We start from the raw sequence: 15,218 nt of genomic DNA on the forward strand, positions 1-15,218 counted from the left end.
TTAGCCGAAAAATATACGGAGATTTTATGTCCAACTATTGTCCTGTTATCGGTCTTGAAATCCATTGTCAGCTTGCAACTAAAACCAAGATGTTCTGCGGCTGCGAAATCGAAGTGAATACGACCCCGAACAAGCACGTGTGCCCCGTTTGCCTCGGTATGCCCGGCGCCATGCCCGTTCCGAACAAGAAGGCTGTCGAATACGCCATTCGCCTGGGCCTCGCCCTGAACTGCGAAATCGACCTGAACGCCATGTGGACCCGTAAGAACTACTTCTACCCGGACCTGCCGAAGGGTTACCAGATTACCCAGACGGGCGGACTTCCGGTGTACGACCACCCGATTTGCAAGAACGGCTGGCTTGAAATCGTCAAGGAAGACGGCACCAAGAAGCGCGTGGGCATTACCCGTATCCATATGGAAGAAGATGCCGGTAAGCTCATCCACGACATGAGCCCCACCGATTCCCACTTCGACGCGAACCGCTGCGGTACTCCGCTTTGCGAAATCGTGACCGAACCGGATATCCGTAGCCCCGAAGAAGCCGTGCTGGTCCTCAAGAAGATCAAGCAGACGCTGGAATACACCCGCGTTTCCAATGCCAACATGGAAAACGGCAACATGCGCTGCGACGGTAACATTTCTCTCCGTGCCAGCGAAGACGCCCCGTTCGGTATCCGCGCCGAAATCAAGAACTTGAACAGCTTCACGAACCTCGAAAAGGCTCTCTACTGCGAAATGAACCTGCAGGCCTCGACCCTCGATGCCGGTAAGGAAGTGGAACAGTGCACCAAGCGTTACGACCCCAATGCCGACAAGACCATCGTGATCCGCTCCAAGGAAGACGCTCACGACTATAAGTACTTCCCGGAACCGGACATGGTCCGTCTCGTAACTGACCCGGCCTTCGTCGAAGAAATCCGCCGCACGCTTCCGGAACTGCCGGATGCCCGTCGCAAGCGCTTCATGGACGACTTCGGTGTTTCCGAATACGACGCCCAGGTGTTGACCGAAGACCGCGACGTGAGCGAATGGTACGACACCGCCGCCAAGAACTGCAAGAACGGCAAGGTGCTCGCCAACTGGGTGATTACCGAACTCCTGGCCAAGATGAAGGACCTTGAAGGTGGCCTCGCTGCCCTCAAGATCAAGCCCGAAGATCTCTGCAAGCTCGTTAACCTCATCGCCGACAACACCATCAACGGCAAGATTGCAAAGACGGTCTTCGCCGAAATGTTCGAGACCGGCAAGGATCCCGAAGCCATCGTGAAGGAAAAGGGCCTCGTGCAGGTGACCGACACCGGCGCTATCGAAGAAGTGGTCCGTGCCGTCTGCGCCGAAAACGCTGCCCAGTTCGCCGAATTCAAGGCCGGTAAGGTTGCCCTGAAGGGCTTCTTGGTCGGTATGACCATGCGTAAGTCCGGTGGCAAGGCCAACCCGGGTCTCGTGAACCAGATTCTCGACAAGCTCGCGAAGGAATAATGACTAAGTTCGTTCTTGTTGTGGCAATAGCGCTCCTGCTTTCAGGGGTGTCTTTTGCTGCGGACAAGCTCGACAAGTACGACAGCGCTTACGTCAGTACGCTGAACATGTCCGATGCTGAAATTGCGGAAACCTATGGCGTCGACTCCACCAAGTTGAACCAGGGCCCTACGCTTCAGGAACTGAACGAAGAAAATCCGAGCTACGTTAAACGCGAATACAACCATAGGCAGCAGGTCATTGTGGGAAGTGTGGTGATGCTTTGCGTTGCTGTTGCCATGGTGCTCATGAACAATTACAACCCGAAACGATAAACGCCTTTTAGGGGCGTTTTCTTTTATTAATGGGTATGAAGTCGGTTCTTGAATATAAAGATTATCACCTCTTTATGCAGGATTATTATGACGAGCGCAAACGTCTCGGTGCGTTCTCGTGGCGTGAATTTTGCAAAAGTGCCGGATTTACTTCTCCCAATTTTTTAAAGCTCGTATGCATGGGCCAAAGTAGGCTCAGTCGCCCCAAGATTGCCAATGTGGCTCATGCCATGGGACTTGTCGGTTACGAAGAAGATTACTTCCGCGAACTCGTTACATTTTGCAATGCCGAAAATGATTCCGTTAAAAAGGCCGCCTTGCTTGAAATGGAAAGAATCGCGCTGGAGCATAAGGTGCGCGTTGTCGATAGTGAGGCGTTCCAGTATTATGAATCCTGGAAATATCCTGTAATTAGGGAACTTGCCCCGATGATGTCCGGCGCCAATCCTCGTGATATTGCCGATGCGTGCAAGGAACATGTGTCGGCCGAAGAGGTCCGCGATGTCCTGGATTTCTTGGTCAAGGCAGGATTCTTGAAAAAAGAGGCAGAAAAGGTCTATTCGCAGACAGAGCAGACTGTGGTTGGCTCGAAAGAGGCAATGCCTATTGCAATCCGCGCCATGCATAAGGAAATGGCTAGCATGGCGGCCCGTGCCGTTGACCGCTATTCTGCTGGCGAACGCCATTTTACGGGTGTTACCTTCAGCGTGAACGAAGAAGCCTACAAGAGGATTACTGAGGAACTTGATGCGTGCTGTAGGAAGGTTCTTTCTATCGCGAACGAGTATAAAGATCAAGACCAGGTTTTCAGAATCAATTTCCAACTTTTCCCGGTTACCGATAAAATCAAGGAGCCGCACAATGCTTAAGAAAATAGCTTTGGCCATTAGCCCTGTCGTCGCATTATTTTGGGCCGCGTGCTCCAGCAACGATGCTGACGATATTGCGGGCGGGACAATCGATCCGAACACCATTGCCGAAAACAGCAGTTCTTCAAAAGATAATCTTGATGTCACTTCAAGTAGTTCTTCGCAGAACGCTGAGACGATTAGTTCTTCAAGTGTACGCAGTGACGATTCGGGCTATTCTAGTTCGTCAACACGTGGTACAAATATTAGACCTGAAAGTTCTTCGGATGGTGACTCTAAAAACATCAATGTATCTAGTTCTTCTGAGTATCCGGATATAGTGTCGGAAAGTTCTTCGTCAGAGTTTGCTGATAATTCGTCTCTGCTGGTAACGGATGTCAGCATCCAGTGCATGATATCAAAAGAAGATTCGTTGCTAGAATCTTCTAGGGATGATATCGATTATCCGCTACCGGAAGCTTTTAGGTATGTCGGTACCGAACGGACTGGCTTTACCATCAAATGGTTGGAGCTTACCGCCGGCGTTGAGGCGAAAACCTTCGATGTCAGTGTGTTTGGTGATACGGTCTATGTATCGGCGATGTTTGATTACTCGAATGCGCAAAGGCACAAGTGTCTCTCCCAGATTGACTTTGCCGTGGATAATGATGCTGCCATCATACATGCAACGCTACTCAATTTCCAAAATAGCTCTGATTCCAGTTCTTCGGGTGTTCTGCGAATTATTGATATGGATGTGATTCCTGAGTAACCGTTCGAATAAATCTTGAAAAACAGCTTTCTTGGAAGGCTGTTTTTTTTGTATTATACAGAATGTATAATATTTGCAATTTTTGTGAATAAAAATATTTAAAATTCTTTGAAATTTGTTAAAATTCTTTAATTTTGTATAATATTCTTGTTTGAATTTATGTGGTTAAAACTTATATTATATACAGAAATCAGAAAAAATGGAGGTCATTATGAAAAAGGTTCTTACTACTGCTGCGGCTCTTTCGCTTATGCTCATTGCCTGTGCCGACGATTCGTCTTCGAGTACGGCTCCCGCTATTAGTGGGGGAGACAGTTCTTCGTCGATAGAAGAATCGTCTAGCTCGGAAAATTCTTCTTCGGCAACAACCCCGCTTTCTAGCGCGACGATTGAATCTTCATCTTCTGAAGAGATTGAATCGTCTTCATCTGCGATTTTTACGATTGAAAATCAGGTGAAAAATCTCAGTGCAAAATGTATGTACAGTAATGCTGAAGTGGCTGAAAATGATCCAGCTGAAATTGTTGACGGTCCTGGCGGACTTCCTCCGGTATCTACGATTACGATTGATGTTAACGAGGGGTTTGTGACTGTTACTTTGGATGTAGGAGACATTCCGTGCGGCTCGACTTACGAGAATATTAAGGTCTCGGTGGAAAACGATACGCTTCTTGTCGTTGGGGATTTCATCGATTCGTATGCCGACTGCATTTGTCCGACAGTTGTTTCATTCGACGTGAAATACGATCCCGCTTTTACGGCGGCCAACTATACGAAATTCAACAATCAAATCGTTTTACCGTTGCATGAAATAGATCCGTCGATTGCACAGGAGCTTGAACCCTCTTATAGCATGGTGACAAAGGCGTTTGATGCCGAATGCAAAGATCATCTCAAGAAGACTGTTGAAGAATCTGTGGACTTCAATGATGACGACTTGGTCGCTCAGATCGATACTGCGTGGAAAACCGATATTGCCTCAAGAGAGACTTTGGTGGCGTGGTACATCAATGGAGATGGAATGACTACTATCGTTATAGACGAAGTCGACATGGCTTGTGGAACCGTTTTCACTGGTTTTGATGTGGAGGCTAGGGGGGAGACTCTCTATGTTGAACCGAAAATTGATCCGGCAAGTCCGATTCAAAGATGCCTTTGCCCGACGCGTATTTCCCTTGAGATTGAGCAACACCCGAATGTTGGTTCGCTGAACTACCTTATGTTCGCAGGTTCTCAGCGGTTCGTTCTGGCTGAAGCTACGTCAAAGATTGATTAACAAGGGTCTTTTTTTAAAAAAACAAGGAGGTTCTGCCTCCTTTTTTTATATTTGTTACCATGAAATACACAGACGAAGCAAAACAGAATTTTAAGGCCCTCTCCAATAACCCCTATCCTGGCCGTGGCATTGTGCTTGGCACCAGCGCCGATGGCAAGTCCTACGTGCAGGTCTACTGGATTATGGGTCGCAGTGTCAACAGCCGTAACCGCGTGTTCGAAATGGAAGCCAGGACCGGCTTCATGAAGACCAAGGCTTTCGACGAATCCAAGCTCACTGACCCGCACCTGATTATCTACTATCCGGCTCGTCACACGGCTGATGTCCAGATTATCACCAACGGTGACCAGACCGATACCATTTACGACGCCATCAAGCTCGGCGGCACTTTCGAAAGCGCTCTCGCTACTCGCCAGTACGAAGACGATGCTCCGAACTTCACTCCGCGTATCTCCGGCATTCACTACAAGAACGCCCAGCCGGCCCTCTACAAGCTCTCTATCCTCAAGAGCCGCAACAACTGCGAAGACGCAGGCTGCGAACGCATGACGTTCGAATTCGAAAAGGCTCTGCCGGGTCTCGGCCACTTCATCAGCACCTACGAAACCGACGGCAACCCGATTCCCTCCTTCAAGGGTTTCCCGCAGCTCATGCCGATTTTCGATAACGCCGAAGACACCCTCAAGAAGTACTGGGCAGCCCTCGACAAGGACAACAAGGTTTCCCTGATGGTCAAGTGGATCGACCGCAAGACTTTCAAGGCAAAGACCTTGATTGTGAACAAAAACAAGTAATTGTTGTTGTCTTTATTTTTCCACCACGTTCCCGAGAATGTGGTGGATTTTTTTGATGCCGTCAAAAGCCGAAGGACTGCTGATGTAATAGAACATCTGCTCCACAAGCGCATCGGTATTGAAGTCGTAAGACGGGATGCGCAGCAGGTAGCTTTCCATGGAATTGTCGAAGGCGATGTAGTTCGGTCCGATATTCGGCACGGGAATTTCCATGTTGTTTTCTTCCACCATTTCCATGAAGATGCCTGCCACTTCGTCGTTTACGCAAATCCAGGGCATGTTGTTGCCGTTTGCTTCTTGAAAGGCGAGAGCTTGTTCTGCGAGAGCCTTTAGCTTTTCTTTTTCGAGGGTGCGCGCCATGATTTCTACGGAGAGCTTTTCGACTTTCTTGCGGGCAATCTGCTTGTAGTCCCAGGGACTTGCAAATTCAGAGTCTACGTAGGAGTGAACCACCAGGCCAGATTCTTCAAGACCGGTCAGGCGGTCCTTGGACCAGGAACTATTGTGGTAGGGCGAGAAGTAGCCCACTTCCGTGACGCCGAGGCCAAGCAGGTAGCGGCCGATTTCTTTACCGGGTTGCTTGCCGAAGGTGGAGTTGAAGAATACCCAGTTGTCCTTGCGCATAAAGCTGCGGGGGACCGCATCGATGGGGTGTTCCCACCACACGGCCACGGGGAATTCTGCGTCGGCAAAGAACGTCAAAAGCGGCCTGAAGTTCTGCACCAGAAGTGTCGAAAGAATGGCACCCACGGCATTCGGGTGTTCCGAAAGTTTGCAGGGCTTGCCGCTTCGGTCAATAAGCTTGCCCGAGGCATCGTTGATGCCGAAAAGGGTCAGCTTGTAATGGTTTTTACCGGCGGTCTTGTAAATCAGTCGTAAAAAGTCCAGTTCTCGTTCGCTTTCGGCGGTAAAGCCACCCCAGCTGTTGCAGCGCGTTACGAAAATGAGTTCGCTTAGCGGCGCGTCATCTCGCTTTTGCTGCTTGCGGTAAAAGAGGTACTGGCGTCCTTCTTTTTTCAGGATTCCGCGGGCAACCTTTTCTTCCAGGAATTTGCGGAGAGTTCCCTGGGATACGTTGTAGCGGGCGGAAAGTTCCTTCGAGAGGGGGAGGGGTTGAGAAGGTTTGATAAACCCCTGTGCAAAGTCTCGCTCGAATGCTTTGGCGAGTTTTTCCGAAACAGTCTCGTGCACATAGGGAATCTGGTTCTTGAGCGGGGTATTTCCCCAGAAACAGCCTTTTCCCTGGATCTTGCAAATTTTGCCAGCGGTTTCCAGCTCGGTTAGGGCGGCCTGCACCGTTCCAGACGACGCCCCGAATGATTTAATCATGGAACGAACCGACGGCAATCTATCGCCGTCATCCAAGTTCATATCGAGTAAAGCCTTAATAATCCGCTGCTTCATAGCTGAAAATATAATAAACAGTCGTGCGATCTATAAACAAAAGACCTGCACAGGGGAGGTTCCTATGCAGGCCGGGGTTGTTTGGGGTTGGATGAATTAGAAGTTAAAATCGACCTGGTAATGAGCCTTGTTGGCTTCGTTCACGCGAGCACCCTTGGCGTTAACGGTTCCGCGGATTTCCTTACCCGGCATCTGCTTTGCGCGGTTCGGCATGATTCCGGTGGATCCGCTAGAAGAACTGAAGGGGTTAAATTCGCTGCTGGAGCTTGTCGGCGGAACATTGCTGGAAGAGCTCAAATTTTGCTGGCTGCTAGAGGATTCCGGAGAGGGTTCGTTGTCTTTCGGAACCTGGCCATTGAAGCTTTCCTGACCCTTGCGAGTGAGGGCGAGAATTACCATGCCGTCCTTGGCATAAATATTATTCGGGGTCAAATCAACACGGTTTTCTTCAAATGTCCAATTAGCCTTGCTCCAGCGACCTTCGTCAAAGGTATTGAAATCATCTGTCCAAAGCAACTTGAAATCGGTGCCGTTGTCGCCTGCACCCTTTTTATATTCGTAGACCTTCACCCAGTTGATGTACTGGTAAAGCGGAAGTTTGGATTCGTCAAACTGGCCGACCCAATTGGCATCAAGCGCAGACCAGAGATTGAAGCGGAGGCCCTGGGGCTTCTTGCCAAGATCCTGAACTTGGTTCTTGTCATTTTGTCCCTTGACCGTCTTGCGAACTACTTGGCCGTCCAAAGTCCATGCAACATAGTCAGGAGTCCATTCCATGCCGTAGGTATGGAACGATGCGTTGGCGGCGGGATTGATTGCGTGGTGATCTTCGCTAGTCACCTTGCGGTTAGGCTGTCCGTCACCAGGACCGTAGCCCGTAATGATGTTCGATTGGAAACTGTTGGGATTTTTGCCTAAAATTTCAATATCGACTTCTACCCACGGTTCGTTGCCACCTAGATAGGAGTCGTTGTGGTAAAGGAACATGGAACTGACTGTGCCGGAACCTGCTGCCATCATCATGCGGGCTTCGAACTTACCATACATCCACGTATCGTTTGTATAGAGCTCTGCTCCAGAATATGCTTTGTCTTGAGCCATGGTTGCCGCTGCTGCGATTGCGATTACAGATAGGGTTGTTTTAAGTGACATTGTTTCCTCTTGGAGACACATCCATTCACCATAAACGAATTTATAAAGAAAAGACACCCTTAGCAATGCTCTGGGGTGTCATAATGTCAAAAGTGTAGCGAATGTTTTGCTTACAAATTCAGCGATTCTTGCGCACTGGCTTCGGCAAGTGCTTGCGGAATGGTGCGGTGGAGCATCTCGTAGGCGGTGCGCGTGGCGGTACGGCCACGCGGCGTTCGCGCGAGGAGCCCCTTGCGAATCAAATAGGGCTCGTAGACTTCTTCCAGGGTGTCCGGCTCCTCGCCGAGCGCAGCCCCGATGGTGCCCAGCCCCACGGGGCCACCGCCGAACTTGTCGATAATCATCGACAAAATCTTGCGGTCCATGTGGTCCAGGCCTTCGCCGTCAATTCCGAGCATTTCAAGTGTCTTGCTGGCAGACATCAAGTCAATAACGCCTGTACCGCGGACCTGCGCCACGTCTCGGCAACGCCTTAACACGCGGTTTGCAATTCGGGGTGTTCCACGGCAGCGACCGCTCAAAAGCTTGGCAGCATCTTCTTCAAGCCCAACGTTCAAAATCTTCGCGCTGCGCATCAAGATGCTCTTGATGTCGTCTTCATCGTAAAGTTCCAGGCGGTACTGCAAACCGAATCGGTCGCGCAGCGGGCTAGTCAAGAGTCCACTGCGGGTCGTCGCACCCACCAGCGTAAAATGTTTCAGCGGCAAATTCACGCTGCGAGCCGCCGGCCCGGAATCCAGCATAATGTCAAGCCTGAAATCTTCCATGGCGGGGTAGAGGTATTCTTCTACCACACGGTTCAGACGGTGAATTTCGTCAATAAACAAGATGTCGTTCTCTTGCAGACTCGTCAAAAGCCCCGCCAGGTCGCTGGCTTTTTCAAGCACCGGGCCGCTGGTAATATGGATGTTTACGCCCATTTCCTTGGCGATAATTCCTGCCAGCGTCGTCTTGCCAAGTCCCGGAGGCCCGCAGAATAGGCAATGGTCCAGCGAATCGCCACGATGTCTTGCGGCTTCAATAGCAATCGAAAGGCTTTCTTTGATGTTCTTCTGGCCGGTAAATTCTTCAAGGGTAGGCGGTCTCAGGGAACGCTCTACATCGCTTTCGTCGCCGGCCCTACGTTCAGGAGATATGATTCTTTGATCGTCCATTTAAAACTTCCTGCCTTTTTTGGATTGCTTCGTCACGCTCCGCGTTCCTCGCAATGACGTGCTTATAAATACTTCAATGCTTCCGGAATCAGTGTCGCGGCATCTGCCGAATCGCCCAGGATTTCGGCCGCCTTCATTACGGCCTTTTCTGCTGCCGGATCCTTCACACCCAGCGTATGGAGTGCCAGAACAGCTTCCATCTTCGGGCCAGTCAATGCACCCATGCTGGTAATGCCGGAACCTTCCACATCGCCCAAAGCCGAGAGCATGGCTCCTGCCTTGTCCTTCAGCGAAAGAACCATCTGTTCGCAAGTCTTTTTGCCCAGTCCCTTGATCTTGCCGAGGGCGCTCTTGTTGTCGCTGGCAATCATGTTCAAAAGGTCGGCGGGGGAGCTGCCGCTCAGAATGCGTTGGGCAAGCTTCGGGCCAACGCCATTCACTTCCAGCAGCATGATAAAGGTGTCTTTCTCAGTTTTATCTGCAAAACCGAACAGAGTCATGGAATCTTCGCGTACCACCAAGTTCGTGTAGAGCGTGACTTCGCTTTCAACCTCGGGCAACTTACCCGCTGTGTAGGCCGAAATATTCACGCCGTAACCCACGCCGTTCACGTCTACAACCACGAAAGTGGGGGACTTTTCAACCAAAATTCCGCGAATTCGTTCAATCATGACTACCCTATAACGATAAACATCTGTTCACTGCACAAATATATACCATTTTTTTAGGTAATTGTCAAGTCAATTTGTATTAAAAAGTTCTTTTCCCGCAAAAAAATACTATTTTGATACTGGGTATGGACTCGCTTGTGACATTGTTAATTGTTTTGGGGGCTATTCTGATGGTGGTAAACATCGTCAGGTATTACCTTTTTGTAAAAAGCACCCATGATGTCCTTTCTGCAGGCAGTCGCCGCGACCATATTTGGAAACTTATTGCCGGTATTCTGCTTTGCTTTTTCTTGATCGGCTACCTGTTTTGTGCGTTTGTGGGGGAGCCGGACTTGATGATGGCGCTAATTCTCTTTGGCGGGAGTGTCTTTGTGGCCATCGTCCTTACGCTCATGTTTAACCTGCTGGATACGGTCAAGTCCAGAAGTATCTCCATTGCTGAAGTCTTGGTGGGCGTTATCGACGCCCGTGACCCGAACCTGAATGGACATAGCCGCCACGTACAGCGCCTGACCATGCTCTTTTTCGAATATTTGCCGGCTTCGCTAAAGCGTGGCATTAATCCGGTTAGCCTGGAATATGCAGCCCTGATGCACGACGTCGGAAAATTGGGCGTGCCTGAAGCTATTTTGAATAAGCCTGCGCAGCTTGATCCCGAAGAATGGGTCATCATGAAACAGCATCCTAAGGTCGGCGTCAAGATTTTGAAGCCCCTCCAAACCTTTGCCCATATCATGCTCTGGATTCTGTTCCATCACGAACGAATCGATGGCAATGGTTACTACAAGTGTCCTGGCGACAAGATTCCGCTGGCGGCAAGAATTATTTCCATTGCGGATACTTATTCGGCTATTACCATGCGTCGCTCCTATAAAGCTCCCAGAACTCATGAAGACGCAATCCAGATTATCAAGGATGTGGCGGGCACGCAGCTCGATGCTGAGCTGGTCAAGTATTTCTTGACGATTCCCAGGGAAAAGCTCATCCAGTGTATTCCTGAGCAGATCAAGTATTGATTTCTTTGTTGTATGGCGGGAAACCGCCTTCTTTTAAAGATTGTTTAGTTTACATAATACGCATAAGGGGAATCGCTTGAGAATAATCACATTTTCAAGGCGGTTAAAATGTCTCAAACTACTACATTCTCGGTCATTCGCGCGGAGTTTCCCTCCGGGCTCTCCTCTTCCTCCAGGATTCATCTTATAGCCTCGCTCTCCCGTTGGTGCGATAGGTATCCGGGTCGCGTTATCAGTAACCCGGATTCTTCCTTTGTTGTTACTGACCTTGACGGGCTTGCTATCGGCGGCTTTACTCACATTCTCGAGTGTAACGGCTGTGTGTATTCTATCCGGCTTGTTAGTCGGGCTTTCTTTGACAAACTTTTTGAGAGCGATTTTGCCGAGGTGGGTTAGTATGGTTTTCCAGGTTATCGACTCTTTCGGCCTCCCGCTCTCTCCGGCTCGCGCTTCCTTCTCGGACGCTATGGATGATAAGCGCCGTCTTCGCCGTTCCGGCTTTGTTGGCCTTTCCGTTCGCGTGTTCTATTCGGCTTGTAATAACTAAACATCAACAATCAACCAAAAGGCGGTTAAAATATGCTAGTGGCTCAATTTGACAAGTGTGTCGTTCTCTCTAAGCGTAAGTCCGAAGTTACGGACGAAAAGACGGGCGCAAAACGCCAGTTTCTTTTCCTTACGGGCTTTGACGCTGTGAGCGGTTCCGTGTTTACGGACTTGGCTCTTCTCGAGGGTTCTCCGGTCGCGTTCGATGACATTCGCGAGAATGTAGTCTTCGATGCGCAGTTTTCCTATAGCAATGTCAACGACGGCAAGAACGTTAAGCGGCTTTCTTCCGTTAAGCTCGTCCAGGCTATCGGCGAACTGCAGGTGAAACCTATCAAGGGTTAATTTGTTTTTGGGTAAATTCAGCGTAACTGAGTAGGTGTTAAGCTTTTCCGGAGTATTGTAAGTATGAACGACTCTCTTGCTGTCGAGCTCTTCAATAGTTCGTTCTCGCTTGGCGTTGACGTTGGCTCTAAGTGCCTTGTCTTCGTGGTTGTGGGATGCCTTCTCGCGTGTGCCTTTAAAGGATTGAGGTAGCAAAATGAAAAAGATTGCTCTTGCCGTCCCTGCACTTCTTGGCGTTGGCTCTGCTTTTGCCCAGACTTCGGGTATCACTACCTATACGGACCCGGCTGACGCTATCGCGGCTATCGGTACTACCGCTACGAGTGCTTTTAACACTTTCGGTACTACCATTGTCCCGCTGTTGCTCGGTGGTCTCGTCGTGGTCGGTGGTCTCACTCTTGGTAAGTGGGTTATCAAGAAGATTCGCCCGTAATGGCTTTACCGCCCGTTTCCGCGTTCGTATAAATGCGGCGTGCCGATATGGTCGTGCCCTCGGTTCCTCGCACGTTAAACAAGTAATACCGGGCGCTCGCTGCGAAACTGCGCGTCTCCCCCACGTTACGGGGGCTTTTTTTTGGAGGTCGCATGCTTGACACTTATCTTTCCTTAGATGCCGCTCTGTCTGCTATTCACGGGCATTACTCTGTTTGTCTTTCGGCGTTTTGGCACCTTGTCGGCGTTATTCTTGGTGGCCTCGTTATCTGGCTTGGTTTGCTCTTTGTCCGTTATCTTCAGGTACATTCTACGCCGCGTCGGCGGGGGAGGCGTTAGACTATGCTCGCTTTTTCGTTTTGCTTGGGCTTTATGACGGGTTTTTTGCCTATCGTGTGTTTTTGTATTCCCTTTGTCTGTTTTGCCCTTTAGGGGCTCTTTACGGCGGTTAATATGCATGGTGTTTTAATTCTCTTCTTTGCTCTTCTCGCTTGGGGTTCCTCGCTGTCGTGGGGTTCTTGCGGCGAGGTGGGTTATTATAGTAGGTGGTCTGCTAGTCAAGGCTGTAATGACTTATCCGGTAGCATTATTGTTTGTGGCGGTAGTTCTCTCCAGCAGGGGTCTTGTGGCGGTGATGGTTCGAATTTGTGTAAATATTGTGACGGCTCTTCGGACTGCTCTGCGTCGGGTTTTAGTCCTGGTTGCGGCTCTTGGACTTTGTTCACGAATTGTCGGCAATGTTCGAACGCTTGTGAGGCGGACTCTATCCGTTGTCTTACGTCCTCTAGTGGTACTTGGAATAGTGATAATTGCACTTGTGACACTCTTGTGCCTCCGGACACTTCCTATAGGTGTGTCAATGAGTCTATGCCCTCCAGTACGTATGGTGAGCGGCCTATAGCCCGCATATATCGTTGTATTTCTACGGGTTCTTCTTCCGATGCGTGTACTTTGACTAGTACTTTGAATGGTACTTGTGACGATTGGGACTTTTGCGAAGAGAATGTCTCTTCGTGCATTATTCCTCCCGATGACTCTACTCATAAGGTTCCCTGTACTCGTTCGGGTGCCGGGACTACCTCTTCTGGGCGCTGTTACTATCAGTGTCCGGACGGGTCTGCATTGAGTTGCAAGCCTACTGGAACGGAGTATGTTGCCGGGGCTATTTGGGTCGGTACGTGCCCGGATAGGCCGCCGTCTTCTTGTCTTCCTCCTTCTCCTGGTTCCTCGACTTCTTCCCTTTCTTCGTCTTCGGATATTTTGTCTTCGTCTTCCGAAGTGTTCGACACTATCCCGCCGGATACTATCGACCCGGGTGTAAATATTGACTATACTCAATTGTTAAACGCTATCCGCGACACTCTCCATATTGCTAATAAACAAAGGGAGATTCTTAAGGATTGGGACGTGGACTTTATGCAACCGGTTAAGGAGTCTATAACCAATATCGAGGATTACTCTTTGTATTCCTGGCAGAAAGAATATGAGATAAATAATAACCTCACCGGATTCCAGGACCGCGGCTTTAATCTTTCCGCTGACGTCAAGTCTGATTTGGATTCTTCTCGCCTCCTTCTTGACGAGATTAAGCAATTTTTGAAGAACGACTCTCTTAAGACCTATTCCACGGATACGACGTATAACCCGCTCTTGCGCGACATTGCTAATAGGATTGACTCAACGGGCTCCGTCGATTCTACTTATGGCCTCCTTAAGCCTTTTTTCAAGGATTCTGGTCAGTATAAGTCACCTATTACCCGCTTTCTCGAGTCCTTTTCTAGTAATTTCGAGCGGAGTAATGAGGACATGGACTTTTGCTCCTCTTACTACTCTTGTTTGAGCGGTGGCGGTCGTGATTGTCTTACCAGGTTCCCGGGCGCGACTTCTAAGTGTATTGAGGGCGGTTCGCCTTTTGATGGCGTTATTAACATAGAAATGGGGATTCTTGAAACTATCTGGAGCGCTATCTTTGGTGCGGACTCCACTCCGATTCCTTCCGATGATGATTCCGACTCGGTCGATGTGTTGCCGCCTGGTTATTCTTCCGTGTCTGCGGAACTTCAAAGCGCTAATTCTTCTCTTCTGTCGTTTAACCTCGGTATTACTCTTGACTCTATGCGCTCTATGCTCGACTCTGCCCGGAAAATGAATAAGGACACTACTAAGATTCAGCCCGATTCGCTTTGGCTTGATTCTTCGGAGGCTCGTCAGTATGTCGAGCACATTCTTTTGCCCTCTGGTACGGGTACGGATTGTTTCGTTTGTCACGCCGATTTGGGGACCTTCGGCGGGCTTACTGACACTACTTTGAAAATCCATATAGATTTCTCGAATTTTGGCGGCTATAACTGGTGTGAGATTATCCGCGCGGTTGTGCGTATTGCGACGCTTGTCGTGTGCATTTCGCTTACTCTCGGTTCCTGGGCCGCGGCCTTCGGCTATAATCCTAAAAACGACGCATAGGGGGTTCTATGAAGCAATTGCTCGTTCGTCTGTTTGCCCGTCTCGGTGACGCTTTCCTCGGCCCGATTCGGAACGCTGTCAAGAAGATTAATAAGAAGTTGGACCCGTTCTTCTCCTTCTCCTGGGAGCTCGGGTCCCTCTTCGCTAAGCTCGGTTTTGTGTTCCAGGGGCTCATTACTATCGTAATGGGTATCTTCTCGCTCATTATGGTTATTCTCAATTTCTCGTCCATTGTGGACGTCATAAAGGGCACTATGGAGGGCCAGTCTTTTTGGCTCGAAAAACTTGAGAATGTAATAAGTGATTATCCCTCCTTTCAGTCTCTTATCACGTCTATGGACGCTAATTTGGCCTCTATTGGTACTTACTTTAGTCCGCCTCTTACGTTCTCCTATATTCTTCGTGTGACGGGTATCGGCGACGCCGTTAATACTATTATCGTCTGCGCTGTGCAGGGTCTCGCGTTCGTTATCTCTATGCGTTTGCTCTTCTGGTCTCTCGGTCGTGTAAAACTTCGTATGGTTAAGCCCATTAAGTAGGGGAGTGTATT

General features: G+C 49.5%; 16 protein-coding genes. 12 read left to right on the plus strand and 4 right to left on the minus strand.

The genetic code is table 11. The features are described 5' to 3' along the window. The first annotated feature begins 26 nt into the window (after window positions 1-26). From gatB to ACJMNB_RS04635, 6 genes are all read left to right on the plus strand, one after another. A complete protein-coding gene (gene gatB, locus ACJMNB_RS04610) occupies window positions 27-1,481 on the plus strand; it encodes an Asp-tRNA(Asn)/Glu-tRNA(Gln) amidotransferase subunit GatB (RefSeq protein WP_405339458.1) in 1,455 nt (484 codons plus the stop codon). After that, on the plus strand, window positions 1,481-1,795 hold the full coding sequence (locus ACJMNB_RS04615) for a hypothetical protein (RefSeq protein WP_405339460.1): 315 nt from the start codon (window positions 1,481-1,483) through the stop codon (window positions 1,793-1,795). Before gatB ends, ACJMNB_RS04615 begins: the two co-directional genes overlap by 1 nt. A gap of 35 nt (window positions 1,796-1,830) precedes the next feature. After that, window positions 1,831-2,664 (plus strand): TIGR02147 family protein, encoded by an 834-nt coding sequence (locus ACJMNB_RS04620; protein WP_405339462.1) that lies wholly within the window; start codon window positions 1,831-1,833, stop codon window positions 2,662-2,664. Then, complete coding sequence (locus tag ACJMNB_RS04625) at window positions 2,657-3,415, plus strand: hypothetical protein (RefSeq protein ID WP_405339464.1); 759 nt, start codon at window positions 2,657-2,659, stop codon at window positions 3,413-3,415. Before ACJMNB_RS04620 ends, ACJMNB_RS04625 begins: the two co-directional genes overlap by 8 nt. Window positions 3,416-3,626: 211 nt before the next feature. Further along, window positions 3,627-4,691: a hypothetical protein gene (locus ACJMNB_RS04630; RefSeq protein ID WP_405339466.1), complete on the plus strand. Its 1,065-nt coding sequence runs from the start codon at window positions 3,627-3,629 to the stop codon at window positions 4,689-4,691. A 59-nt stretch (window positions 4,692-4,750) separates the two neighbouring features. Continuing rightward, on the plus strand, window positions 4,751-5,485 hold the full coding sequence (locus tag ACJMNB_RS04635; RefSeq protein ID WP_405339468.1) for an IMP cyclohydrolase: 735 nt from the start codon (window positions 4,751-4,753) through the stop codon (window positions 5,483-5,485). A 12-nt stretch (window positions 5,486-5,497) separates the two neighbouring features. On the opposite strand, the gene ACJMNB_RS04640 is transcribed toward ACJMNB_RS04635, so the two are convergent. The 4 genes from ACJMNB_RS04640 to ruvA form a co-directional block, all read right to left on the minus strand. Further along, window positions 5,498-6,889, minus strand: coding sequence for a GntR family transcriptional regulator (locus ACJMNB_RS04640; RefSeq protein ID WP_405339470.1), 1,392 nt, complete (start codon window positions 6,887-6,889; stop codon window positions 5,498-5,500). Window positions 6,890-6,985: 96 nt separating this feature from the next. Continuing rightward, entirely contained in the window at window positions 6,986-8,041 is a 1,056-nt protein-coding gene (locus tag ACJMNB_RS04645; protein ID WP_405339472.1) for a family 16 glycosylhydrolase, read from the minus strand. A gap of 110 nt (window positions 8,042-8,151) precedes the next feature. Then, window positions 8,152-9,195: a Holliday junction branch migration DNA helicase RuvB gene (ruvB, locus tag ACJMNB_RS04650; protein WP_405339474.1), complete on the minus strand. Its 1,044-nt coding sequence runs from the start codon at window positions 9,193-9,195 to the stop codon at window positions 8,152-8,154. Between the two features lie 62 nt (window positions 9,196-9,257). Continuing rightward, window positions 9,258-9,866, minus strand: coding sequence for a Holliday junction branch migration protein RuvA (gene ruvA, locus ACJMNB_RS04655; RefSeq protein ID WP_405339476.1), 609 nt, complete (start codon window positions 9,864-9,866; stop codon window positions 9,258-9,260). A gap of 125 nt (window positions 9,867-9,991) precedes the next feature. Here ruvA and ACJMNB_RS04660 point away from each other — a divergent pair, with 125 nt between their 5' ends. From ACJMNB_RS04660 to ACJMNB_RS04685, 6 genes are all read left to right on the plus strand, one after another. After that, window positions 9,992-10,882, plus strand: a complete 891-nt coding sequence (locus tag ACJMNB_RS04660) for an HD domain-containing phosphohydrolase (protein ID WP_405339478.1) — start codon at window positions 9,992-9,994, stop codon at window positions 10,880-10,882. 397 nt (window positions 10,883-11,279) lie between these two features. Next, window positions 11,280-11,429, plus strand: a complete 150-nt coding sequence (locus tag ACJMNB_RS04665; protein WP_405339480.1) for a hypothetical protein — start codon at window positions 11,280-11,282, stop codon at window positions 11,427-11,429. 38 nt (window positions 11,430-11,467) lie between these two features. Further along, window positions 11,468-11,773, plus strand: a complete 306-nt coding sequence (locus tag ACJMNB_RS04670) for a hypothetical protein (RefSeq protein WP_405339482.1) — start codon at window positions 11,468-11,470, stop codon at window positions 11,771-11,773. A gap of 196 nt (window positions 11,774-11,969) precedes the next feature. Beyond that, the gene (locus tag ACJMNB_RS04675) at window positions 11,970-12,206 is read left to right on the plus strand and encodes a hypothetical protein (RefSeq protein ID WP_405339484.1); all 237 of its coding nucleotides are present in this window, start codon (window positions 11,970-11,972) and stop codon (window positions 12,204-12,206) included. Between the two features lie 962 nt (window positions 12,207-13,168). Then, window positions 13,169-14,668 (plus strand): hypothetical protein, encoded by a 1,500-nt coding sequence (locus tag ACJMNB_RS04680; RefSeq protein WP_405339486.1) that lies wholly within the window; start codon window positions 13,169-13,171, stop codon window positions 14,666-14,668. Window positions 14,669-14,676: 8 nt separating this feature from the next. Then, on the plus strand, window positions 14,677-15,207 hold the full coding sequence (locus ACJMNB_RS04685; protein ID WP_405339488.1) for a hypothetical protein: 531 nt from the start codon (window positions 14,677-14,679) through the stop codon (window positions 15,205-15,207). The last annotated feature ends 11 nt before the right edge of the window (window positions 15,208-15,218 follow it).

The organism is Fibrobacter sp., assembly GCF_045131395.1.
GTDB lineage: Bacteria > Fibrobacterota > Fibrobacteria > Fibrobacterales > Fibrobacteraceae > Fibrobacter.